The following is a 22,423-nucleotide window of genomic DNA, read 5'->3' on the forward strand; positions in this document are numbered from 1 at the left end:
TCAGTGCGAGCTGACGGAGCTCTTGGCCCCGCCGACGCCGTAGCCGGCCTTGGCCAGCACCCAGCCGACCAGCGCGCCGACGACGAGCAGGCCCGCCGAGGCCCAGACGAGCCACTCGAGCTCGAAGAAGAACGCGACCGTGCCGATCGTGAACGCGACGAGCATGATCACGACGGCCGTCCACGCCGCGGGCGAGTGTCCGTGGCCGGGGTCTGCGTGCTCAGTGGTCATGGTGCTCCTTCGTTGCGGGGTCTCGGCAAGTCTACCGGTCGGCCGCGCCGGGCTCGTCGCCCCGCGCGGTCGGTCGGTCGGGGTGGTCTTCGGGGTCGGCGGACGCCGCCGCGGGCGCCTCGCTCTCCTCGGTGGGGTCGTCGCCGCGGGTCAGTTCGTCCCACTCCTCGACGGCGCGGTCGCGGCTCGACACGGGTGCCCCGCCGTCCTGGCGGAGCTTGGTGCTGCCGTAGCGGCTCGAGGAGGCCGGCCACTTCGCGCCCGTGACGAAGACGAGGAGCGCGGAGAGCACGAGCAGGGCGCCGCCGGCGAAGGCGGCGAGCGGCCAGATGCTGGTATCGACGCCCGCCACGAGCGCGGCCGTCGGCTCGGCGCCGGCCACCCCGGTCGCTTCGGTCACCGCGGGCGCCACCGCGCCCACCGGGTCGGCGAGGGTCAGCGAGGCGGCCAGGACGACGCAGCCGCCCAGCAGGAACTCGAGCGCGCCGAGCACGATGCGCAGGCCCGGGCCCGCGAGCGCGAGGGCTGCGGACAGCGCGAGGGCCGCGAGGCCAAGGGCCGCGAGCGCGGGCGAGGCGAGCTGTCCGCTCACCGCGATGGCCGTGCCGTCGCCACCGGCTCCGGCCACGAGGTGCAGCTCGAACCAGGTCTGGCTCCAGCTGAGCATCGCGAGGCCGCCGCCGAGGATCGCGCCCAGGATGGCGGTGAGCTTCAGCCGTCCCGGCGTCATGCGCCCACCCGCTGCATCGCGTTCGCCACCGCGACCGCCTTGAGCGGCGCCGCGGCCTTGTTCACGGACTCCTGGAACTCCGCCTCGGGCACCGAGTCGGCGACGAGGCCGCCGCCGGCCTGCACCCGCGCGACGCCGCCCTGGATGAGGGCGGTGCGGATCGCGATCGCGAGGTCCGCGTCGCCGCCGAAGCCGAAGTAGCCGACGACGCCGCCGTAGACGCCGCGTTGAGCGGGCTCGAGCTCGTCGATGATCTCGAGCGCCCGCGGCTTCGGCGCGCCCGAGAGCGTGCCGGCCGGGAAGGTCGCCCGGAACACGTCGACCGCGTTGCGCCCCTGCGCGAGGTCGCCCTCGACCGAGGACACGATGTGCATGATGTGGCTGAAGCGCTCGATGCGCATGAACTCGGTGACCTCGACGGAGCCGGCGACGCACACCTTCGCGAGGTCGTTGCGGGCGAGGTCGACGAGCATCAGGTGCTCGGCGCGCTCCTTCGGGTCCGCCTCGAGCTCGGCCTCGAGGGTGGCGTCCTCCTCCGGCGTCGCACCCCTCGGGCGGGACCCCGCGATCGGGTGCGTGTAGACGCGGCCGTCCTCGACCTTCACGAGCGCCTCGGGCGAGGAGCCGACGATCCAGTACGGCTCCCCTGCGGTGTCCTCGAGGTGGAGCAGGTACATGTACGGGCTCGGGTTGAGGCTCCGCAGCACCCGGTACACGTCGACCGGCTCGGCGGTGACCTCCTGCTCGAAGCGCTGCGAGATCACGACCTGGAAGACGTCACCGTCCCGGATGTACGCCTTGGAGCGGTCGACCGCGGCGAGGAAGTCCTCGCGATCGGTGCGGTGCCGGGGCGCTGCGGCGAGGCCGAGGTCGACCTGCGCCAGTCGCGCCTCGGCCGGCTGCGCCAAGCCGCCCTGCATGCGGTCGAGCCGCGCCTGCGCATCGGCCCAGAGCGTCCCGGCGTCGTCGACGCCGTCGTTCAGCGCCGAGGCGACGAGCTGCACGGTGCCCGTGCGATGGTCGATGACGACGAGTTCGGAGACGAAGGCGAACGCCTGCGAGGGGACCCGGAAGTCCGCGGGCGGCTGGTTCGGCAGTCGCTCGATCTGGCGGATCGCCTCCCAGCCGATGAAGCCGACGAGTCCGCCGGTGAGGGGCGGCGCGCCGGGCACGTCCTCCGTGGCCCAGCGCTCGTACAGCGCCTCGAGGGCGGCCAGCGGCGCGAGCTCCGCCGCGTCGCCGAGCGCCCGCTCCCTCGGCAGCCCGTAGTCGAGCCACTCGACCTGCCCGTCGCGCTCGGTCAGCACGCCGTGCGAGGCGACGCCGACGAAGGAGTAGCGCGACCAGATGCCGCCCTGCTCGGCGGATTCGAGCAGGAAGCTGCCGGGCCGCCCCTCCGCGAGCTTGCGGTAGATGCCGACCGGGGTCTCGCCGTCGGCGAAGAGCTCGCGTACCACGGGCACCACGCGGCGCCCGCCGAGCAGCTGCTGGAAGCCCTCGAACGTGGTCGTCGCCGTGCTCGTCATGCGTCGCCTCCCGAGGCATCCGGCGCGTCGCCGACGACCACTGGCACCGGGTCGCCGTCGAAGCAGGTCCTGGTTCCGGTGTGGCATGCGGTGCCGATCTGCTCGACGCGCACGAGCAGGGTGTCCGCGTCGCAGTCGAGCGCGGCGGACTTCACGTACTGCGCGTGGCCCGAGGTGTCGCCCTTGCGCCAGTACTCCTGACGCGAGCGGGACCAGAAGGTGACCCGGCCCTCGCTGAGCGTGCGGCGCAGCGCCTCGCGATCCATCCAGCCGAGCATGAGCACCTCTCCGGTGTCCCACTGCTGGATGATCGCGGGCAGCAGCCCGTCGGCGTTGAACGCGGCCCGCTCGATCGCGGCATCCGTGGTGCTCGTCATCGTACGGTCCTCCCGTCGGCGGCCAGGGCCGCCTTCACCTCGCCGATCGTGATCTCGCCGGTGTGGAACACCGAGGCCGCGAGCACCGCGTCGGCGCCCGCGGCGATCGCCGGCGCGAAGTCCGAGACCCGCCCGGCCCCGCCCGACGCGATCACCGGCACACTCGACAGCTCGTGCATGAGCGCGGTGAGCTCGAGATCGAAGCCGGCCTTGGTGCCGTCGGCGTCGATCGAGTTCACGAGCAGCTCCCCCGCACCGAGCTCGATCGCCCGGCGGGCCCAGTCGAGGGCGTCGAGCTCGGTCTCGGTGCGGCCGCCGTGCGTGGTGACGACGAAACCGGAGGGCGTGCGCCCCGAGCGCTTCACGTCGAGCGACAGCACGACGACCTGCGCGCCGAAGCGGTCCGCGATCTCGGCGACGAGCTCGGGCCGGGCGATCGCGGCGCTGTTGACGCCGATCTTGTCGGCGCCGTGACCGAGCAGGCGCGCCACGTCCTCGGCGGAGCGCACCCCGCCGCCGACCGTGAGCGGGATGAAGACCTGCTCGGCGACCCGCTGCACCATGTCGTACGTCGTCGCGCGGTCGTCGACCGTCGCGGTCACGTCGAGGAAGGTGAGCTCGTCGGCGCCCTGCTCCGCGTAGCGCGCGGCGAGTTCGACCGGATCGCCCGCGTCTCGCAGGTTCTGGAAGTTGACGCCCTTCACGACGCGGCCGGCGGCCACGTCGAGGCACGGGATGACCCGGACGGCGAGGCTCATCGCGCCGCCCTCACAACCGGGCCGCGTGGATCGCCGAGACGAGGATGGCGCGGGCGCCGATCTCGTACAGCGCGTCCATGACGTGGTTCATGTCGGTGCGCGGGATCATCACCCGAACGGCCACCCAGTCGGGGTCGTGCAGCGGCGAGACCGTGGGCGACTCGAAGCCGGGGGCGGCCGCGGTGGCCTGCTCGAGGTGCGCGACGGGGACGTCGTAGTCGAGCAGCACGTACTGGCGGGCGACGAGCACGCCCTGCAGGCGGCGCACGAGGGTGCTGGTGCCGGGCTTGTCGACGCCGGAGCCGATCAGTACGGCCTCGGACTGCAGAATGACCGGCCCGAAGATCTCGAGGCCGGCCTTGCGCAGCGTGGAGCCGGTGGACACGACGTCGGCGACCGCGTCGGCGACGCCGAGCCGCACGGCCGACTCCACGGCGCCGTCGAGCTTCACGAGCTTGGCGGTGACGCCGTGTCGGGCGAGGAAGTCGCCCACGAGGCCCGGGTAGCTCGTGGCGACCCGCACCCCCTCGAGGTCCTCGAGCGTCGAGAAGCCGCCGGCGGGCGCCGCGAAGCGGAACGTCGAATCGCCGAAGCCGAGCGAGGCGATCTCGGCGGCGTCGGACCCGGAGTCGAGCAGCAGGTCGCGACCGGTGATGCCGACGTCGAGCGCGCCCGAGCCGACGTACGTCGCGATGTCACGCGGGCGGAGGTAGAAGAACTCGACGCCGTTGCGCGGGTCGGCGGTGTGCAGGTCGCGCGGGTCGCGGCGACCGGTGTAGCCGGCCTCCCAGAGCATCTGGGCGGCGGTGTCGGAGAGCGAGCCCTTGTTGGGCACGGCGATGCGGAGCATGTGCTGGCTTTCGTGTCGACGGTCGGGATCGGGCATGCGCGCGATCACAGATGTCGGTACACGTCGGCCGGCGCGAGGCCTTTGGCCAGCATGAGCACCTGGAGGTGGTAGAGCAGCTGCGAGATCTCGCCGGCCGTCTCTTCATCGCTCTGGTACTCGGCAGCCATCCAGACCTCGGCCGCCTCCTCAACGATCTTCTTGCCGATGGCGTGCACGCCGGCGTCGAGCTCGCGCACGGTGCCGGATCCCTCTGGGCGGGTCCTGGCCTTCTCGCTGAGCTCGACGAAGAGGTCGTCGAAGGTCTTCACCCTCCTAGGCTACCGGTGCGCGTGACCGTGCGACGACGCCGCCGCCCGCAGCGCCGCGATCTGCTCCTCGGGAACCCCGCGGAACACCGCGGAGCCCGCGACGAAGGTGTCCGCACCGGCCTCGGCCGCGATGCCGATCGTGTCGACGGTGACGCCGCCATCGACCTGCAGCCAGACGTCGAGGCCCGCGGCGCGCACGGCGTCGGCGACGCGGCGCAGCTTCGGCATCGTCTCGGGCATGAACGCCTGACCACCGAAGCCCGGCTCCACCGTCATCACGAGCACCTGGTCGAACTCGGGCAGCAGCTCGAGGTAGGGCTCGGCCGCGGTGCCGGGCTTCAGCGCGATACCGGCGCGGGCGCCGATCTCGCGGAGCCGGCGGGCGAGCCCCACGGGGTCGGCGACGGCCTCGGCATGGAAGGTGACGCTCGCCGCGCCCGCCTCGGCGTAGCCCGGCGCCCAGCGGTCCGGGTCGTCGATCATGAGGTGCACGTCGAGCGGGATCGGGCTGACCTGCTGCAGCCGCTCCACCATCGGCAGCCCGAAGGTGAGGTTCGGCACGAAGTGGTTGTCCATGATGTCGACGTGCACGAGATCGGCCGTCGCGATGCGTCCGAGCTCGCGCTCGAAGTTCGCGAAGTCGGCGGCCAGGATGCTCGGGTTGATGCGCGTCGTCATGGCTCGAAGCCTAGCGAGCGGCGGGGCGGCTCAGGCGACGCGGCGCACGAGAGCGATGAACATCGCGTCGGTGCCGTGGCGGTGCGGCCAGAGCTGCACGGTCTCGGCATCGCCGGCGAGGTCGAGCTCGTCCCGCGCCACGGACGCGACGACGGAGCGGGTGTCGACCGGCTCGATGACGCCGTCCCACCGGCGCATCGCGGCGGCGAGCGTGCCGTGGGTCTCGCCCGTGTGCGGCGAGCACGTCACGTAGGCGAGCAGCCCGCCCGGCGCGAGCAGTTCCACGGCGTGATCGAAGAGCTCGCCCTGCAGGGCAGTGAGCTCGGCGACGTCGCCCGGCTGCTTGCGCCAGCGCGCCTCGGGGCGGCGACGGAGCGCACCGAGCCCGGTGCACGGCGCGTCGAGGAGGATCCGGTCGAAGCCGGCGGGCGAGTCGAGCTCGGCGGCCGCCACGGACCGGCCGTCGCCGACCCGTACGGGCACGTCGAGCGGCACGCCGGCGACGGCCTTGCGGACGAGTTCCGCGCGCGCCTCGCCGAGCTCGTTCGCGACGAGCACCGCGTCGGCCGCGAGCGCTTCGGCGGCCAGCACGGCGGTCTTGCCGCCGGGACCCGCGCAGAGGTCGAGCCAGCGCTCTCCCGGCTCGACCGGGCGCGCCCGGCTGAGGGCGAGCGCCGCGAGCTGCGACCCCTCGTCCTGCACCCGGATCCGGCCCTCATGAGCGGCGATGAGCTCGAACGGGCTCGCGGCCGTGAAGCCGATCGGCGAGAAGCGGTTCGGTGCGCCGAGCTCCGCCACCGACTCGTCGCCCAGCCCGGGCAGCGCGACCAGGTTGACCCGCGGCGCGGCGTTGTCGGCGGCCAGGAGCGACTCCAGCTCCTCGGCGCGGCCCTCGCGCTCGAGCGCCTGCGCGAAAGCCCGCACGATCCACTCGGGATGGCTCTCGAGCACCGCCAGCCGCTCGAGCTCGCCGCCCGTCGTCTCGTCGGCGACCCAGCCGCGCCACTCCTCCGGCGTCGAGCGCGAGATGGTGCGCAGCACCCCGTTCACGAAGCCGCCGGCCGCCGGGGCGAGCCGCTTCGCGAGCACGACCTGCTCATTGACGGCGGCGTGCACGGGCACCCGGGTGGCGAGCAGCTGGTGGGCGCCGAGGCGGAGGATGTCGAGCACGACGGGGTCGATGGCCGTGCGCTCGCGCTCGGAGACCAGCTCGATGATGCGGTCGTAGTACCCCTGCATCCGCAGGGTGCCGTAGGTGAGCTCGGTCGCGAGGGCGGCGTCGGCCGGGCTCAGCTTCGAGCGCTCGATCCGCTTCGGGAGCAGCAGATTGGCGTACGCCTCGTCGTCGCGCACCGCCTCCAGCACCTCATACGCGACGATCCGCGCGGGCGACACCCGCACCTGACGGGGCGCCGTCCCCCGCTCGCGTCCACCGCTGCGCTCCTGCTTCCTGACCACCCGTCAACTGTACGGGCCCCGGCGCACGCCGAGCGACGGAGGGCAGCCGCCGCCGATCAGCGCTCGAAGCGCGCGCCCGGCGGAAGCCCCCGGCCCCAGTCAGCCGCCGACATCGCGCCACGACCGGCCGGTTGGACGCGGACAAGCTCGATCGCCGCATCCGCCGTGCCGACGAGGAGCCGCCGGCGCTCCGGCGCCAGCTCCCCCGGGGCGAGCGGCGCGGGCGCGTCCTGCGCGCCGCCCTGTTCGGCGCGGCGGGCCTCGAGCACCTTGACCCGCACACCGTCGAGCATCGCCCACGCGCCCGGCTCCGGCGTGACGCCGCGGTAGCGGTCGAGCACCCGGGCCGCGGGCTGCGTCCACTCCAGGCGCCCGTCGTCGAGCGAGAGCTTCGGGGCGAAGCTCGGCTCACCCAGCTGCGGCCGGGCCACCGCGGTGCCGTCGGCCAGCGCGTCGACGACGCCGGCCAGCAGTCCTGCGCCCTCGACGGCGAGCCGCTCGAGCGTCTCCCCCGCGGTCGCCAGCCGGTCGGCGGGCCGGCGGAGTTCGGCGAACACCGCGCCCGCGTCGAGCTCCGGGACGAGCTGGAACACCGCCGCGCCGTGCTCGGCGTCGCCCGCGATGATCGAGTGCTGCACGGGCGCGGCACCCCGCCAGGCCGGGAGCAGCGAGAAGTGCAGGTTGATCCAGCCGAGCCTGGGCGCGCTCAGCAGCGGCTCGCGGACGAGGCCGCCGTAGGCGACGATCACGCCGAGATCTGGCTCGAGCGCGGCGATCGCCTCGCTCGCCGCAGCGTCCAGACGGGCCGCCTTGATCGTGGGCAGGCCGAGCTCCGCAGCCGCGTCGGCGACGGGAGACGGGGTCAGCACGCGCTTCCGCCCGAGCGGCGCATCCGGACGCGTCACCACGCCGACGAGCTCGTGCCGGGAGGCGGCGAGCGCTCGGAGGCTCGGGACGGCGACGGCCGGCGTGCCGGCGAAGACGAGGCGCAGAGAAGTCACCCCGCCATTCTTCCGGATGCCGGCGGCGCCTCGTGCGGGCGGGACCGGCTCAGGGCACCTCGGGGTCGTCGAATCGGACCCGCAGGATCGGCCGCTTCACCTGCCGACCCGCCACCGGCTTGCGCCGCTCGGTCGCCGCACGGATCATCTCCGCCTCGAGCGTGCGGGCGACCGCGGCACCCTGCGCGTAGTCGAAGCGCACCAGCGCGCGTTCCAGTCCGTCCTCGACCGGCACCGGCCCGAGCACATCGACGCCCGGCACCGCCTCCGTCACGGCGTCGAGCGCCCGTGCGAGCCGCTCGCGCCCGCTCGTGACGCTCGCCACCCGGACCGCGGGCGGGAAGCGCAGGGTGCGCCGCGTCGCGAGCTCGTGCGCAGCCCACTCCGGCTGCCGCCACGTCGCGAGCGCCGACGCGAGCTCTCCGGCGACGCCGACGAGGAACACCGGGGCGCCGGGCGCGGCCAGGGCAGCGGCGTTCGACCACCAGCGCAAGCAGTCCTCGGCGACGCGCAGCGTCTCGCGCAGCAGCATGCGCTCGCCGTCGAGCAGCAGCACCGCCCGGTAGCCGCCCTCAGCGAAGGGCTCGGCCCCCCGCGTGGCGACGATGAGCGCAGGTTCCGGCCCCACCCGCAGGATCGGCCGTTCACCGTCGGACAGGATGACCCGCGTGCGCGGGAACGCCCGCCCGAGCTCCTCGGCCGTGCGGCTCGCCCCCACCGTGGCCGCGCGCAGCGTCGTGCCCTCGCAGACCTGGCAACGCCATGCGCTCGCCGCGGTGCCGCAGAGCGTGCACACCGCCACGCCGCCCGCGCGGGGAATCGCGAGCGGACCGCTGCACGCGCCGCACTTGGCCGGTTCGCGGCAGCGATCGCACACGAGCAGCGGCGCGTTGCCGGGCCGGGCGACCTGCACCAGTACCGGGCCGAGGGCGGCCGCCTCCTGCGCCTCGCGCCAGGCGGCGGAGGGGATGCGCGCCGAGCCCGGTTCGGTCTGCGCCTGCCGCTCGGTGACGACGATGCGCGGCCGCACGGGCTTCTGCAGCGGCACCTCGTGCACCCAGCCCAGCTCGACCAGGCGCTGCACCTCGACGCTCCGGGTGTGGCCGGCGAAGAGGAGGGCGGCGCCCGACTGCTCCTGGCGGATGAGCGCGGCGTCCCTGGGGTGCACACCGGGCGAGAGCGGCTCGTTCATGAGCCCGTCGCCGTCGTCCCAGAACGCGATGAGGCCGAGCCGGGCCGCGGGGGCGTACACGGCCGAACGATTGCCGACGATGATGCGCGCGGCCTCGCCCGTCGCGTCGAGGAAGGCCCGGTAGCGCGCGGGACCGGTCTGCCGGGCGTCGGTGCGGAGCACGCGCCGCGGGTCGACGAGGGCCCCGAGCGCCGCCTCGAGCTGCTCCTGGTCGCGGTAGTCGGGCACCACCAGGATGGCGCTGCGATCCGTCGCGAGCACGTTCGCCGCCGCCAGGGCGAGTTCGCTCGCCCACGCGCCCACCCAGGTGCCGTCGGGAAGCCGCACGGGTCGGGCATCGGCGGCGAGGGCCATCCGCGCGCCGGAGGCGAGGCCGCGTGCGAGCGCACCCTCCGGGCCGCCAGGAGGGGCCGGGGGGTCGACGGGCCGCGGGCCGGGATCGGGCTCCGCGGCGAGCCAGGCGCGCTCGGCGCGCACGTACCGCCCCGGGATCGCGAGTCGCAGGATGTCGCTCGCATTGCCCGCGGCGCGGTCGGCCGCGGCGCGCGCCAGCCGCCACACCTCTGGCGTGAGCATCGGCGCCTCGGACACGACGTCGTCGAGCTCGCTCAGTCGGCCCGCGAACTCGCTGTGATCGCCGAGCTCGACGAGCCAGGCGTTCGCGATGCGCCCGCCGGTGCGCAGCGGCACGCGCACCCGCATGCCGGCGCGCACGACGTCGCGCAGCCGTTCGGGCACCCGGTAGTCGAAGAGCTGGTCGAGCTGCGGGAGGGGCGAGTCGACGAGCACCCTGGCGACGAGGTCGCCCGCCATCTCAGAGCCCGGCGGCGGAGCGGAGCGCGTCGACGCGATCGAGCCGCTCCCAGCTGAAGTCGGGGAGCTCGCGGCCGAAGTGGCCGTACGTCGCGGTCTTCGCGTAGATCGGCCGCAGCAGCTCGAGGTCGCGGATGATGGCGGCCGGCCGGAGGTCGAACACCTCGCGGATGGCCCCGATGAGGCGCTCCTCCGGCACGTGCGCGGTGCCGAAGGTCTCGACGTAGAGCCCGACCGGCGCCGCCGCGCCGATCGCGTAGGCGACCTGCACCTCCAGCCGGTCGGCGAGCCCCGCCGCGACGGCGTTCTTCGCGACCCAGCGCATGGCGTAGGCGGCCGAACGGTCGACCTTCGAGGGGTCCTTGCCGCTGAACGCACCTCCGCCGTGCCGGCTCGCGCCGCCGTAGGTGTCGATGATGATCTTGCGGCCGGTGAGCCCGGCGTCGCCCTGCGGGCCGCCGATCTCGAAGCGGCCGGTCGGGTTGATGAGCACGCGGAGCTCGGGCCGTGCCAGCTCGACCGTGTCGAGGACCGGTCGGATGACGAGCTCCTCGACCTCGGCGCGGAGCTGCTCGGTCGAGATCTTGGGCGAGTGCTGCGTCGACAGCACGACGGTCTCGATGGTGCGCGGCGTCTGCCCCTCGTAGCCGACCGTGACCTGGGTCTTGCCGTCGGGCCGAAGGTAGTCGAGTTCACCGGCCTTGCGCACGTCGGCGAGCCGCTCGGCGAGGCGATGGGCGAGCCAGATCGGCACGGGCATGAGCTCGGGCGTCTCGCGCACCGCGTAGCCGAACATGATGCCCTGGTCGCCGGCGCCCTGGCGGTCGAGTTCGTCGTCGCTCGCGTGCTCGCGCGCCTCGAAGGCGTGGTCGACGCCCTGGGCGATGTCGGGCGATTGCCCGCCGATCGAGACCGACACGCCGCAGGAGCGGCCGTCGAACCAGACGTCGGAGGAGTCGTAGCCGATCGAGGTCACCCGCTCGCGCACGATCGCCGGGATCTCGACGTAGCCGGAGGTCGAGACCTCGCCGGCCACGTGCACGAGCCCGGTCGTGACGAGCGTCTCGACGGCCACGCGGGCGTTGGGGTCGACGGTGAGCAGCGCATCGAGGATGGAGTCGGAGATCTGGTCGCAGATCTTGTCCGGGTGCCCCTCGGTGACCGATTCGGACGTGAAGAGGCGGAGTGCGCTCATGTTCAGCTCGTCGTTCCTTCTGGAGTGCGTGCGGCGTGCGCCGCGGGGTTCAGCTTCGAGACAACCACGTCGAGGATGGCATCCGCCACCGACGCCTTGCTTCCGTGTGCTTGTGTGACGACCGCGTCGTCGGGGCCGATGACGACGACCCGGTTCTCGTCGGCGGCGAAGCCCTCGCTCCAGCCCACCCGGTTCACCACCAGCAGGTCGGCGCCCTTCGCGCGCCGCTTGCCGCGGCCGAGCTCCAGCAGGCGCGCCTCGTCGGGCTCGGTCTCGGCGGCGAATCCGACGAGCAGCGTGCCGTCGTGCGGTGCAGCGCCGAGGCCCGCGAGGATGTCGGGGTTGCGCACGAGCTCGAGGGTGAGCCCGGAGTCCGAGGCGTCCTTCTTGATCTTCTGCTCGCTGACCGCCGCGGGGCGGTAGTCGGCGACGGCGGCGGCCATGACGACCACATCGGCCCCAGCGGCGGCCTCGACGAGCTCGCGCTGCAGTTCGAGCGCCGTGCTGACCTCGCGGACGTCGCAGCCCTCCGGGCGCGGCACCTCGAGGTTCGCGGCCACGAGCGTGACCTCGGCGCCTCGTGCGCGGGCGGCCTCGGCGATGGCGATGCCCTGCTTGCCGCTCGAGCGGTTGCCGAGGAAGCGCACGGGGTCGAGCGGCTCGCGCGTGCCGCCGGCGCTCACCACGACGCGGCGCCCGGCGAGATCGCCCGACGCTCGTGCTGCGGAGACGCGCGCGAGGGCGGCCTCGACGATGACCTCGGGCTCCTCCAGTCGGCCGGCCCCGCGGTCGCTGCCGGTCAGCTGCCCCTCGGCCGGGCCGACGACGGTGACGCCGCGCTCGCGCAGCAGCGCCACGTTCGCCTGCGTCGCGGGATGCTCCCACATCTCGGTGTGCATCGCCGGGGCGATGACGAGCGGGGCACGGCTCGCGAGCACGGTGTTGCCGAGCAGGTCGTCGGCGAGCCCGGCCGCGAGCTTCGCGATCGAGTTCGCCGTCGCCGGGGCGATGACGATGAGGTCGGCGGCCTGCCCGATGGCGACGTGCCGGACCTCGGCGACGCCCTCGTACAGCTCGGTGTGCACCGGGTTGCGCGAGATCGCCTCGAGCGTCGGCCGGCCCACGAAGCGGAGCGCCGCCTCGGTCGGGACGACGTGCACGTCATGACCGGCCAGCACGAGCTGGCGCACGACGGCGACGGCCTTGTACGCGGCGATGCCGCCGGTGATGCCGACGACGATGTTCAGTCGGCCGGTCGTGCTCGCCACGCCGGCGGCTTACTCGCTGATGGGGCGCAGGCGCAGCTTGTCCTCGTTGATCTCGTGCATCGCCACGGTGAGCGGCTTGTCATCGATCGACGAGTCCACGAGCGGGCCGACGTTGTCGAACAGGCTGCCCTCGTGCAGATCGGCGTAGTAGTCGTTGATCTGGCGGGCGCGCTTCGACGCGAAGATGACCAGCTGGTACTTCGAGTCGACCTTCGACAGCAGGTCGTCGATGGGCGGGTCGATGATGCCGGACAGCTTCTCAGCCATGGAGTGACTCCTCGCTTCGGTGATGCGCACGAGGTGTGCGCGAAAGATCGTGGCCCGGTCGCCCGAACTGCGGGCAGCTCAATGACGACCCTTGCGGGGCCGCATCAAGTCTACGACCTTTTGCGCGGCCTCGGAGACCTCGTGGTTCACGACCTGGTGATCGAACTCATCGGCGGAGGCCAGTTCGACCTTCGCGGTCTCGAGTCGGCGCTGCTGTTCGGCCGGTCCCTCGGTGCCGCGACCGACGAGCCGTCGGACCAGCTCGTCCCAGCTCGGCGGCTGCAGGAAGACGAGCGTCGCCTCCGGCATGGCGCGCCGCACCGAGCGTGCGCCCTGGATGTCGATCTCCAGCAGCACGCTGTCGCCGGCGGCGATCGCCTGCTCCACCGGGCCCCGGGGCGTGCCGTAACGCGAGGCGTTGTGCACGGTCGCCCACTCCAGCAGCTCGCCGGTCTCGATCAGGCGGTCGAACTCGGCGTCGTCGACGAAGAAGTAGTGCTCGCCGTCGATCTCGCCCGGGCGCGGCGCGCGGGTCGTCGCGGAGACCGAGAGCTTCACCTCGGGGTAGTGGTCGCGGATGTACCCCGCGACCGTGCCCTTGCCGACGGCGGTGGGCCCGGCGAGCACGACGAGCCGGTCGCCCGTGCCGCCGTGCGCCGCGACCCACTCGGCGACGAAGCCGCGCAGGCGCCGGCGCTGCAGCCGGCCGAGGCCGCCGAGGCGCTTGGCCGGCGAGATCTGGAGCTCGTCCATGATCCGCTCGGTCTTCGTGCGGCCGATCGCCGGGATCGCCCCGAGGAACTCCGTGACCCGGAGCCGGCCCTCGACGCCGTCGGGCTCGTCGAACGCGACGCGGAGCACGTCGAGCGGGCTCCTGGCGCCCTCGGCGACCTCCTGCTTCACGATCGCGCGGGCCCGGCGCGCCGCGACGGCGGCCCGGGACGCGGCGACTCGGTCGACCTCTGGCGGGGTGGTGGGGGTCCGATCAGACACCGAGCGATCCTACCTCCCCGGCGCGGCGCCGGACGGCCTCGCCGATCTCGTCGGGGCCGGCGGCGAGCACCGAGCGGGACTCGTTCACGATGGCGCCGGCGGCCAGGCGGCCGAACAGCTCGCCGAGCTGGGCGGCGTCGCCGCCCTGGTGGCCGAAGCCCGGAGCTAGCACCGGCAGACCGGGCGTCTCCCCGTACGCGTCGGGGTCGATGCCCACGGCGCGGAGGTCGACGGTGGCGCCGATCACGACGCCCGCGTCGCCGAGGGTGCGGGTCGAGGCATCCGGGCGCGCGCGGTTCCACGCGTCGACGCCGTCGACCATCGCGGAGGCGATCGTGCGCCCGGCCCGGCTGGACTGCCGGAGCTCGGCCGTCTGCACGGGCCCCGACTCCGGGTTCGAGGTCGCGGCGAGCACGAACACGCCCTTGCCGACCGCCGCCGCGCGCTCCATGACCGGGGCGAGCGTGGCGAGCCCCTGGTAGGGGTTCAGCGTGAGGGCATCCGCTTCGAGCGTCGAGCCCGGGCGGAGCCAGGCATCCGCGTAGCCCGCGAGCGTCGAGCCGATGTCGCCGCGCTTCGCGTCGGCGATCACGATGAGGCCCGCGTCGCGGGCCTCGGCGAAGACCCGCTCGAGCGCCGCGTAGCCGGCCGCGCCGTGCCGCTCGTAGAACGAGACCTGCGGCTTCACGATGCCGATCTGCCCGGCCGCCGCGTCGACGACGCGGAGGCCGAACTCGCGGACGCCCTCGCCGCTGTCGGGCAGGCCCCAGCTCTCGAGGAGCTGCGCGTGCGGGTCGATCCCCACGCAGAGCCGGCCGTACGCGGCGAAGGCCGCCGCGAGGCGGTCGCCGAACGCGACAGGCTCGCTCACGCGGCCCCCTCCCGGCGGCGCTGGTACTCCTGCAGGCTCGTCACGTCGAAGCCGTCGGCGACCACGTCGAGCGAGGCGACGGCGGCGGAGAGCTCCGCGATCGTCGTGAACAGCGGGATGCCGGCGGCGACCGCCGCGGCGCGGATCTCGTAGCCGTCGGCCCGGGCGGAGCGACCGCTCGGGGTGTTCACGACCACGTCGACCTCGCCCCGGTGGATGAGCTCGACGACGCTCGTCGCGTCGGCGTCGGGCTTGTCGTGGAACTTCAGCACCTCGCTCGCCCGGATGCCGTTGCGGCGCAGCACCTCCGCGGTGCCCTCGGTCGCGGCGATGTCGTAGCCGAGCTGCTGCAGACGCAGCACCGGCAGGATCGCGGCCCGCTTGTCGCGGTCGGACACCGAGACGAAGACCGTCCCGGAGGCGGGCACGCCCCCGTACGCGGCGAGCTGGCTCTTCGCGAACGCCGTCGGGAAGTCGCGGTCGATGCCCATGACCTCGCCGGTCGAGCGCATCTCCGGCCCGAGCACCGAGTCGACCATGCCGCCCTCGCGGGTGCGGAAACGGTGGAACGGCAGCACGGCCTCCTTGACCGCGACCGGCGCGTCGAGCGGCACGCGGGAGCCGTCGACCTCGGGCAGCAGCCCCTCGGCGACGAGCTCGCGGATCGTCGCGCCGACCATGACCCGGCTGGCGGCCTTCGCGAGCGGGATGCCGAGCGCCTTCGAGACGAACGGCACCGTGCGGCTCGCCCGCGGGTTCGCCTCGAGCACGTAGAGCACGCCCGCGCCGATCGCGAACTGCACGTTCAGGAGGCCCTGGACGCCGATGCCCTCGGCGATCGCACGGGTCGCCTCGCGCACTCGGTCGACCTCGGCGCGGCCGAGCGTCACGGGCGGGAGGGTGCAGCTCGAGTCGCCGGAGTGGATGCCGGCCTCCTCGATGTGCTCCATGACGCCGCCGATGTAGAGCTCGCTGCCGTCGTACAGCGCGTCGACGTCGATCTCGATGGCGTCGTCGAGGAAGCGGTCCACGAGCAGCGGGTGGCTCGGGCCGACGATGCCCTGCCCCTCGATGCGCTCGAAGTACTCGGCGAGGTTCGTGCTGTCGTAGACGATCTCCATGCCGCGGCCGCCGAGCACGTAGCTCGGGCGCACGAGCACCGGGTAGCCGATGCCCTCCGCGATCTGCTGCGCGCCCGCGAGGTCGACGGCGGTGCCGTTGCGCGGCGCGAGGAGGCCCGCGTTGTCGAGGATGCCGGCGAAGAGGCCGCGCTCCTCGGCGAGGTCGATCGCGGAGGGCGAGGTGCCGAGGATCGGCACGCCGGCCGCCTCGAGGCCCTTCGCGAGGCCGAGGGCGGTCTGGCCGCCGAGCTGCACGACCACGCCGACGAGCTCGCCCGACTGCGACTCGGCGTGGATGACCTCGAGCACGTCCTCGAGCGTGAGCGGCTCGAAGTAGAGCCGGTCGCTCGTGTCGTAGTCGGTCGAGACCGTCTCCGGGTTGCAGTTGATCATGATCGTCTCGAAGCCCGCGTCGTGCAGGGCGAACGAGGCGTGCACGCAGGAGTAGTCGAACTCGACGCCCTGGCCGATGCGGTTCGGGCCGGAGCCGAGGATGACGACCTTGCGGCGATCGCTCGCGGCGACCTCGGTCTCCTGGTCGTAGCTCGAGTAGTGGTACGGCGTGAGCGCCGGGAACTCGCCGGCGCAGGTGTCGACCGTCTTGTAGACCGGGCGGATGCCGAGGATGTGCCGCACCTCGCGGGCGTCCTGCTCGCTGCCGAAACCGCGGAGCTGCGCGATCTGCGCGTCGGAGAAGCCGTGGTCCTTCGCGAGCAGGATCGTCTCGGTGTCGAGCGCCTCGGCGGCGGCGACCGTCGCGGCGACCTCGTTGATCAGCACGATCTGGTCGAGGAACCACGGGTCGATCTTCGTGGCCTCGAAGGCCTGCTCGATCGTGGCGCCCTTGCGGAGCGCCTGCTGCACGAGCACGATGCGGCCGTCGGTCGGCGTCCGCGCCTCCTCGAGGAGCTCCTCGACGCTGCGCTCCTCCTCGCCCCAGTGGAACGAGGAACCGCGCTTCTCGAGCGAGCGCAGGGCCTTCTGCAGGGCGGTCGCGTAGTTGCGGCCGATCGCCATGGCCTCGCCGACGGACTTCATGGTCGTCGTGAGGGTCGGGTCGGCGGCCGGGAACTTCTCGAACGCGAAGCGCGGCACCTTCACGACGACGTAGTCGAGCGTCGGCTCGAAGCTCGCGGGCGTCACCCGGGTGATGTCGTTCGGGATCTCGTCGAGTCGGTAGCCGATCGCGAGCTTCGCCGCGATCTTCGCGATCGGGAAGCCCGTGGCCTTCGAGGCGAGCGCCGAGGAGCGGGAGACGCGCGGGTTCATCTCGATGACGATGACGCGCCCGTTCGACGGGTCGATGGCGAACTGGATGTTGCAGCCGCCCGTGTCCACGCCGACGGCGCGGATGATGTCGATGCCGATGTCGCGGAGACGCTGGTACTCGCGGTCGGTGAGGGTCAGCGCGGGTGCGACGGTGATCGAGTCGCCCGTGTGCACGCCGACCGGGTCGACGTTCTCGATCGAGCACACGACGACGGTGTTGTCGTGCGTGTCCCGCATGAGCTCGAGCTCATACTCCTTCCAACCGAGGATGGACTCCTCGAGGAGCACCTCGGTGGTCGGCGAGTCGTGCAGGCCGGCGCCCGCGATGCGGCGCAGCTCGGTCTCGTCGTACGCGAAGCCCGAGCCGAGGCCGCCCATCGTGAAGGAGGGGCGGACGACGAGCGGGTAGCCGAGGTCCTCGGCGGCGGCGAGCACCTCGTCCATCGTGTGGGCGATGTGCGAGCGCGCGACGTCCGCGCCGCACTCGACCACGAGCTCCTTGAAGAGCTGGCGGTCCTCGCCCTTGCGGATGGCGTCGACCTTCGCGCCGATCAGTTCGACGCCGTGCTTCTCGAGGATGCCGGCGTCGTGCAGGGCGATGGCGGCATTGAGCGCGGTCTGCCCGCCGAGGGTCGGCAGGATGGCGTCGGGGCGCTCCTTGACGATGATCGACTCGATGATCTCCGGGGTGATCGGCTCGATGTACGTCGCGTCGGCGAAGTCCGGGTCGGTCATGATCGTGGCGGGGTTCGGGTTCACGAGGATGACCCGCACGCCCTCGGCGCGGAGCACCCGGCACGCCTGGGTGCCCGAGTAGTCGAACTCGGCGGCCTGCCCGATGACGATGGGGCCGGAGCCGATGACGAGGACGGAATTGATGTCGTCGCGCTTGGGCATTAGTCGCGGTTCTCCTTGCTCGCGATGACCAGCTCGCGGAAACGATCGAAGAGGTAGTTCGCGTCGTGCGGGCCGGCAGCCGACTCCGGGTGGTACTGGACGCTGAACGCGGGGATGTCGAGGCAGTTGAGGCCCTCGACCACGTCGTCGTTGAGGTCGACGTGGCTGACCTCGACGCGGCCGAAGCCCTCGCTCGACTCGCTCACGCGGTCGATGGGGGCGTCGACGGCGAAGCCGTGGTTGTGGGCGGTGATCTCGACGCGGCCGGTGGCCTTGTCGAGCACGGGCTGGTTGATGCCGCGGTGGCCAAACGGCAGCTTGTACGTGCCGAAGCCGAGGGCGCGGCCGAGGAGCTGGTTGCCGAAGCAGATGCCGAAGTACGGGCGGCCGTCGCGCAGCGACTCGCGCAGCAGCTGCACGTGCCGGTCGCTCGCGCTCGGGTCGCCGGGGCCGTTGGAGAAGAAGAGCGCGTCGGGCTCGAGCGCCCGCACCTCCTCGATCGTGACGGTCTGCGGGAGCACCTCGACGTCGAAGCCGCGCTCGGCGAGGTAGTTCAGCGTGGAGGTCTTCACCCCGAGGTCGAGCACCGCGACCGAGCCGATCCGCTCGCCCACGGCGGGCAGCGAGTAGCGCTCCCCCGTCGACACCTCGCCGGAGAGGTTCTGCCCCGCCATCTCGGCGCCGCCGAGCACGAGGTCGAGCTGCTCGCCCGCGGTGAGGTTCGCGTCCTCGCCGGAGAAGATGCCGGCCCGCATCGCGCCGGCGTCGCGGATGCGCCGCGTGACGGCGCGCGTGTCGATGCCGGAGATGCCGACGATGCCGGCGTCCGCGAGGTCGTCGTCGAGGCTCCGCTGCGAGCGGAAGTTCGACACGACCCGGGAGGGGTCGCGCACCACGAAGCCGGCGACCCAGATCTGCTTGGACTCCATGTCCTCGTCGTTCATGCCGGTGTTGCCGATGTGCGGCGCGGTCATGAGCACGATCTGGCCCGCGTAGGACGGGTCGGTCAGCGTCTCCTGGTAGCCGGTCATGCCGGTCGCGAAGACCGCCTCGCCGAGCGTGCGGCCGAGGGCGCCGTATGCGCGGCCCTCGAAGCGGGTTCCGTCCTCGAGGACGAGCACGGCGGGGGCCGTGCGGGTCGTGGTCTCAGTCACCAGAGGCCTCGCCTTCCTGTTGCGACCGCGGCTCCTGAGCCGCGGTGATGTCCGTGACGGCGTCGATGATCCGGGCGGTGTCGCCCGGGTATCGTGCCCGAAGATAGCTGTCGATGCGCACCGGCACCTCGCCGGGCTCCGACTCGTGCGGCTGCCAGGTCAGGGCCACGAGCCCCTCGGCCTCGACGCCGCGGTCGATCGCGTGGCTCGCGGCGCCGATCCCCACGATGTGCTCGACCGGGAGGAAGCTCGCCGGCTCCCCCGCGATCCGCAGCAGCACGCCCGCGTCGTACACCTCGAGGTGGGCCGCCCCGCGGAACGCCAGGCCGTCGACCGCGAGCCGTTCGAAGGGCTCGCTCTCGGGCGTCGAGGCGACGTAGAGCACCTCGGTCTCGAGGAGGGCGGCGGCGAGCGTGGCCGGCACCGGGTAGGCCGCGAGGCGGGCGTCCCGGGCCCGTCGTCGTCGCCAGGATCGGACCATCAGCCAGATCACGACGGCGACGACGATGACGGCGACGATCGCGCCGATGAGCTTATCCATCCCCGCTCCCCGCTGCCGCGGCGAGTCCGGCGACCTCCGCCGTCTCGCGCACCTCGCCGTCGCGCACCGTCGCGTAGCCCTGGTGGAACGTCCAGCGCACGGAGCCGGGCAGCGTCTCGCCGAGGTACGGCGAGTTGGTGCTGCGGCCGGCGAGCCGGTCGAGACCGAACTCCCCCGTCGCCGAGGGGTCGTAGAGCACGAGCTCGGCGGGCGCGCCGACCTCGACCTCGCCGCCCTGGCCCGCGAGGCGGCCGATGCGGGCGGGCGCCTGGCTCAGCACCCGCGCGACGTCGGCCCAGTCGAGGCGGCCGGGCTCCACCATCGTGCGGTGCACGACGGACAGCGCGGACTCGAGCCCCACCATGCCGTTCGCCGAGGCGTCCCACTCGCCCTCCTTCGCCTCCACCGGATGCGGGGCGTGGTCGGTCGCGACGATGTCGATCGTGCCGTCCGCGAGCGCGGCGCGGAGCGCCTCGACGTCCTCCGCGCGGCGCAGCGGCGGGTTGACCTTGAAGCGCGGGTCGTAGCTCGCGACCCGCTCCTCGGTGAGCAGCAGGTGGTGCGGCGTGACCTCGGCCGTGACGTCGATGCCGCGGGCCTTCGCCCAGCGGATGACCTCGACCGAGCCGGCCGTCGAGACGTGGCAGACGTGCAGCCGGCCGCCGACGTGCTCGGCGAGGAGCACGTCTCGGGCGATGATCGACTCCTCGGCGACGGCCGGCCAGCCGGTGAGGCCGAGCTCGCCGGAGAGGGCGCCCTCGTTCATCTGCGCGCCCTCGGTGAGCCGCGGCTCCTGGGCGTGCTGCGCGATGACGCCGTCGAAGGCCTTCACGTACTCGAGCGCGCGGCGCATGAGCAGCGGGTCGTGCACGCAGAAGCCGTCGTCGGAGAACACCCGGACGCGGGCGCGGGACTGCGCCATCGCGCCGAGCTCCGCGAGGCGCTCGCCGGCCAGGCCCACCGTCACGGCGCCGATCGGCTGGACCGTGGCGTAGCCAGCGGCGCGCCCGAGGCTGAGCTCCTGCTCGACGACCCCGGCGGTGTCAGCAACCGGCGAGGTGTTCGCCATCGCGAAGACCGCGGTGAATCCGCCCGCCGCGGCGGCGCGGGTGCCAGTGAGCACGGTCTCGCTCTGCTCGTAGCCCGGCTCGCGGAGGTGGGTGTGCAGATCGACGAGCCCGGGCAGCACGACGAGGCCCGCCGCGTCGACGCGCTCCGCCCCGCGGGCGTCCAGCCCGGTGCCGAGCTCGGCGATGCGTCCGCCCTCGAGCAGGAGGTCGCGGCGTTCGCCGTTCGGCAGCTGCGCCCCGATGATCAGGTGCCGCTCGCTCATGCGGCGGCCCCCCGTTCACCGGACAGCAGCAGATAGAGGGCGGCCATTCTCACTGATACTCCGTTCGCGACCTGCTCGCGCACCGTGGACTGCGGCGAATCGGCCGCGCGGGCGGCGATCTCGAGACCGCGGTTCATCGGTCCGGGATGCATGACCATCGTAGTGTCGGGAAGCGCGTCGAACCGCGCGTCGTCGAGCCCCCACGTGCGCGCGTACTCGCGGCTGTTCGGGAAGAAGGCCCCGTGCATCCGCTCGGCCTGGATGCGCAGCATCATCACCACGTCCGGCCGGCGGCCGAGCGCCGCGTCGAGGTCGTACGACGTCGAGACGGGCCAGCGGCGCGTGTCGACGGGCAGCAGCGTCGGCGGCGCGACGAGCTCGACCTCGGCGCCGAGCGCGGGCAGCAGCCACGCGTTCGAGCGCGCGACGCGCGAGTGCAGCACGTCGCCGACGATGAGCACGCGCGCCCCGTCGAGCCCGCGACCGCGGGAGGCGGCCCCGTGCAGCCGGCGGCGCATCGTGAAGGCGTCGAGCAGGGCCTGGGTGGGGTGCTCGTGGGTGCCGTCGCCCGCGTTCACCACGCCCGCGTCGATCCACCCGCTCGTCGCGAGCGTGAGCGGTGCGCCGGACGCCGGGTGCCGGATGACGACGCCGTCCGCGCCCATCGCCTGCAGCGTCTGGGCGGTGTCCTTCAGGCTCTCGCCCTTGGAGACGCTGGACCCCTTCGCGCTGAAGTTGATGACGTCGGCGGAGAGCCGCTTCGCGGCGGCCTCGAAGGAGATCCTGGTGCGGGTCGAGTCCTCGAAGAAGAGGTTCACGACCGTCTTGCCGCGCAGGGTCGGCAGCTTCTTGACCTCGCGCTCCTGCACCGCCGCCATGTCCTCGGCGATGTCCAGGAGCTCGACCGCCTGCTCGCGGGCGAGGTCGCGCGTGCCCAGCAGATGGTTCACTCCGCCTCCCCCTCGCCGTGCGCGGTCTCGATCGCCACGCCCTCGTCGCCGTCGGTCTCGACGAGCCGCACGTTGATGCGCTCGTCGTGGGACGACGGCAGGTTCTTGCCGACGAAGTCCGCGCGGATCGGGAACTCGCGGTGGCCGCGGTCGACGAGCACCGCGAGCCGCACCGCACGGGCGCGGCCGAGGTCGGAGAGGGCGTCGAAGGCGGCGCGGATGGTCCGGCCCGAGTAGAGCACGTCGTCGACGAGGACGACCGTGCGTCCGTCGATGCCGCCCGCGGGCACCTCGGTGGGCTGCGGCGTGCGGGTGCGGGTGCGGGAGAGGTCGTCGCGGTACATCGTGACGTCGATCGAGCCGACCGGCACCGGTGCCGCCTCGGGTTCGATGCGGGCGATCGTCTCGGCGATCCGCCGGGCGAGGATCACGCCGCGGGTCGGGATGCCGAGGATGACGAGGTCGCTCCCCCCGCGGTTCGATTCGAGGATCTCGTGCGAGATGCGGGTCAGCGCCCGTTGGATGTCCGCCTGAGTGAGCACGGCGCGTGCCACGGCGGCCTCCCTTCTCCGCCTCACGGGACGGCCTTAAAGGTTGCCAAACTCCGTCGAGTTTAGCAGCGCGCCGGGTGCTGTTTCGCCG

The 22,423-nt window shown here is 73.2% G+C and carries 22 protein-coding genes; all 22 read right to left on the reverse strand.

Annotated features, from left to right (window positions below; genetic code table 11):
• The 22 genes from ACFWE1_RS00490 to pyrR all read right to left on the reverse strand — a co-directional run bounded on the left by ACFWE1_RS00490 (position 1) and on the right by pyrR (position 22,335).
• Positions 1 to 231 carry a DUF6704 family protein gene (locus tag ACFWE1_RS00490; RefSeq protein ID WP_376931626.1) on the reverse strand — a complete coding sequence of 77 codons (231 nt, stop codon included), beginning with the start codon at positions 229 to 231 and terminating at the stop codon, positions 1 to 3.
• A gap of 31 nt (positions 232 to 262) precedes the next feature.
• Complete coding sequence (locus ACFWE1_RS00495) at positions 263 to 961, reverse strand: Trp biosynthesis-associated membrane protein (protein WP_376931627.1); 699 nt, start codon at positions 959 to 961, stop codon at positions 263 to 265.
• Positions 958 to 2,487 (reverse strand): anthranilate synthase component I, encoded by a 1,530-nt coding sequence (locus tag ACFWE1_RS00500; RefSeq protein WP_376931628.1) that lies wholly within the window; start codon positions 2,485 to 2,487, stop codon positions 958 to 960. Before ACFWE1_RS00500 ends, ACFWE1_RS00495 begins: the two co-directional genes overlap by 4 nt.
• Complete coding sequence (gene hisI / locus ACFWE1_RS00505; protein ID WP_376931629.1) at positions 2,484 to 2,864, reverse strand: phosphoribosyl-AMP cyclohydrolase; 381 nt, start codon at positions 2,862 to 2,864, stop codon at positions 2,484 to 2,486. Before hisI ends, ACFWE1_RS00500 begins: the two co-directional genes overlap by 4 nt.
• Positions 2,861 to 3,622, reverse strand: a complete 762-nt coding sequence (gene hisF / locus ACFWE1_RS00510) for an imidazole glycerol phosphate synthase subunit HisF (RefSeq protein ID WP_376931630.1) — start codon at positions 3,620 to 3,622, stop codon at positions 2,861 to 2,863. The genes hisI and hisF overlap by 4 nt, the downstream gene beginning before the upstream one ends.
• Before the next feature lie 10 nt (positions 3,623 to 3,632).
• Positions 3,633 to 4,472 (reverse strand): ATP phosphoribosyltransferase, encoded by an 840-nt coding sequence (gene hisG / locus ACFWE1_RS00515; RefSeq protein WP_376931631.1) that lies wholly within the window; start codon positions 4,470 to 4,472, stop codon positions 3,633 to 3,635.
• 44 nt (positions 4,473 to 4,516) lie between these two features.
• Entirely contained in the window at positions 4,517 to 4,780 is a 264-nt protein-coding gene (locus ACFWE1_RS00520; RefSeq protein ID WP_230763413.1) for a phosphoribosyl-ATP diphosphatase, read from the reverse strand.
• A 9-nt stretch (positions 4,781 to 4,789) separates the two neighbouring features.
• Complete coding sequence (gene rpe / locus ACFWE1_RS00525; RefSeq protein ID WP_230763411.1) at positions 4,790 to 5,458, reverse strand: ribulose-phosphate 3-epimerase; 669 nt, start codon at positions 5,456 to 5,458, stop codon at positions 4,790 to 4,792.
• A gap of 30 nt (positions 5,459 to 5,488) precedes the next feature.
• The gene (locus tag ACFWE1_RS00530) at positions 5,489 to 6,859 is read right to left on the reverse strand and encodes a transcription antitermination factor NusB (protein WP_376933042.1); all 1,371 of its coding nucleotides are present in this window, start codon (positions 6,857 to 6,859) and stop codon (positions 5,489 to 5,491) included.
• A gap of 113 nt (positions 6,860 to 6,972) precedes the next feature.
• Entirely contained in the window at positions 6,973 to 7,908 is a 936-nt protein-coding gene (fmt, locus tag ACFWE1_RS00535) for a methionyl-tRNA formyltransferase (RefSeq protein ID WP_376933043.1), read from the reverse strand.
• 58 nt (positions 7,909 to 7,966) lie between these two features.
• On the reverse strand, positions 7,967 to 9,922 hold the full coding sequence (locus tag ACFWE1_RS00540; RefSeq protein WP_376931632.1) for a primosomal protein N': 1,956 nt from the start codon (positions 9,920 to 9,922) through the stop codon (positions 7,967 to 7,969).
• A gap of 1 nt (position 9,923) precedes the next feature.
• Positions 9,924 to 11,117 (reverse strand): methionine adenosyltransferase, encoded by a 1,194-nt coding sequence (metK, locus tag ACFWE1_RS00545; RefSeq protein ID WP_376931633.1) that lies wholly within the window; start codon positions 11,115 to 11,117, stop codon positions 9,924 to 9,926.
• Between the two features lie 2 nt (positions 11,118 to 11,119).
• Complete coding sequence (gene coaBC / locus ACFWE1_RS00550) at positions 11,120 to 12,364, reverse strand: bifunctional phosphopantothenoylcysteine decarboxylase/phosphopantothenate--cysteine ligase CoaBC (protein WP_376933044.1); 1,245 nt, start codon at positions 12,362 to 12,364, stop codon at positions 11,120 to 11,122.
• A 30-nt stretch (positions 12,365 to 12,394) separates the two neighbouring features.
• Entirely contained in the window at positions 12,395 to 12,652 is a 258-nt protein-coding gene (rpoZ, locus tag ACFWE1_RS00555; protein ID WP_189084914.1) for a DNA-directed RNA polymerase subunit omega, read from the reverse strand.
• Between the two features lie 78 nt (positions 12,653 to 12,730).
• Positions 12,731 to 13,645, reverse strand: a complete 915-nt coding sequence (gene gmk, locus ACFWE1_RS00560; RefSeq protein ID WP_376931634.1) for a guanylate kinase — start codon at positions 13,643 to 13,645, stop codon at positions 12,731 to 12,733.
• Positions 13,638 to 14,516, reverse strand: a complete 879-nt coding sequence (gene pyrF, locus ACFWE1_RS00565; RefSeq protein WP_376931635.1) for an orotidine-5'-phosphate decarboxylase — start codon at positions 14,514 to 14,516, stop codon at positions 13,638 to 13,640. Before pyrF ends, gmk begins: the two co-directional genes overlap by 8 nt.
• On the reverse strand, positions 14,513 to 17,803 hold the full coding sequence (carB, locus tag ACFWE1_RS00570; RefSeq protein ID WP_376931636.1) for a carbamoyl-phosphate synthase large subunit: 3,291 nt from the start codon (positions 17,801 to 17,803) through the stop codon (positions 14,513 to 14,515). Before carB ends, pyrF begins: the two co-directional genes overlap by 4 nt.
• Positions 17,803 to 18,957: a glutamine-hydrolyzing carbamoyl-phosphate synthase small subunit gene (carA, locus tag ACFWE1_RS00575; protein ID WP_376931637.1), complete on the reverse strand. Its 1,155-nt coding sequence runs from the start codon at positions 18,955 to 18,957 to the stop codon at positions 17,803 to 17,805. The genes carB and carA overlap by 1 nt, the downstream gene beginning before the upstream one ends.
• The gene (locus ACFWE1_RS00580) at positions 18,950 to 19,498 is read right to left on the reverse strand and encodes a hypothetical protein (RefSeq protein ID WP_376931638.1); all 549 of its coding nucleotides are present in this window, start codon (positions 19,496 to 19,498) and stop codon (positions 18,950 to 18,952) included. Before ACFWE1_RS00580 ends, carA begins: the two co-directional genes overlap by 8 nt.
• Positions 19,491 to 20,831 carry a dihydroorotase gene (locus ACFWE1_RS00585; protein ID WP_376931639.1) on the reverse strand — a complete coding sequence of 447 codons (1,341 nt, stop codon included), beginning with the start codon at positions 20,829 to 20,831 and terminating at the stop codon, positions 19,491 to 19,493. The genes ACFWE1_RS00580 and ACFWE1_RS00585 overlap by 8 nt, the downstream gene beginning before the upstream one ends.
• The gene (locus ACFWE1_RS00590; protein WP_376931640.1) at positions 20,828 to 21,781 is read right to left on the reverse strand and encodes an aspartate carbamoyltransferase catalytic subunit; all 954 of its coding nucleotides are present in this window, start codon (positions 21,779 to 21,781) and stop codon (positions 20,828 to 20,830) included. The genes ACFWE1_RS00585 and ACFWE1_RS00590 overlap by 4 nt, the downstream gene beginning before the upstream one ends.
• Positions 21,778 to 22,335 (reverse strand): bifunctional pyr operon transcriptional regulator/uracil phosphoribosyltransferase PyrR, encoded by a 558-nt coding sequence (gene pyrR / locus ACFWE1_RS00595; protein WP_376931641.1) that lies wholly within the window; start codon positions 22,333 to 22,335, stop codon positions 21,778 to 21,780. The genes ACFWE1_RS00590 and pyrR overlap by 4 nt, the downstream gene beginning before the upstream one ends.
• Positions 22,336 to 22,423 lie beyond the last annotated feature (88 nt).

The organism is Agromyces sp. NPDC060279 (assembly GCF_042726785.1).
Lineage (GTDB): Bacteria > Actinomycetota > Actinomycetes > Actinomycetales > Microbacteriaceae > Agromyces.

Excerpts from the sequence above, each read along its gene's own strand:
- ACFWE1_RS00490 (WP_376931626.1), bottom strand. The coding sequence starts at position 231 with ATGACCACTGAGCACGCAGACCCCGGCCACGGACACTCGCCCGCGGCG.
- ACFWE1_RS00495 (WP_376931627.1), bottom strand. The coding sequence starts at position 961 with ATGACGCCGGGACGGCTGAAGCTCACCGCCATCCTGGGCGCGATCCTC.
- ACFWE1_RS00500 (WP_376931628.1), bottom strand. The coding sequence starts at position 2,487 with ATGACGAGCACGGCGACGACCACGTTCGAGGGCTTCCAGCAGCTGCTC.
- hisI (WP_376931629.1), bottom strand. The coding sequence starts at position 2,864 with ATGACGAGCACCACGGATGCCGCGATCGAGCGGGCCGCGTTCAACGCC.
- hisF (WP_376931630.1), bottom strand. The coding sequence starts at position 3,622 with ATGAGCCTCGCCGTCCGGGTCATCCCGTGCCTCGACGTGGCCGCCGGC.
- hisG (WP_376931631.1), bottom strand. The coding sequence starts at position 4,472 with ATGCTCCGCATCGCCGTGCCCAACAAGGGCTCGCTCTCCGACACCGCC.
- rpe (WP_230763411.1), bottom strand. The coding sequence starts at position 5,458 with ATGACGACGCGCATCAACCCGAGCATCCTGGCCGCCGACTTCGCGAAC.
- ACFWE1_RS00540 (WP_376931632.1), bottom strand. The coding sequence starts at position 9,922 with ATGGCGGGCGACCTCGTCGCCAGGGTGCTCGTCGACTCGCCCCTCCCG.
- metK (WP_376931633.1), bottom strand. The coding sequence starts at position 11,117 with ATGAGCGCACTCCGCCTCTTCACGTCCGAATCGGTCACCGAGGGGCAC.
- rpoZ (WP_189084914.1), bottom strand. The coding sequence starts at position 12,652 with ATGGCTGAGAAGCTGTCCGGCATCATCGACCCGCCCATCGACGACCTG.
- carB (WP_376931636.1), bottom strand. The coding sequence starts at position 17,803 with ATGCCCAAGCGCGACGACATCAATTCCGTCCTCGTCATCGGCTCCGGC.
- ACFWE1_RS00580 (WP_376931638.1), bottom strand. The coding sequence starts at position 19,498 with ATGGATAAGCTCATCGGCGCGATCGTCGCCGTCATCGTCGTCGCCGTC.
- ACFWE1_RS00585 (WP_376931639.1), bottom strand. The coding sequence starts at position 20,831 with ATGAGCGAGCGGCACCTGATCATCGGGGCGCAGCTGCCGAACGGCGAA.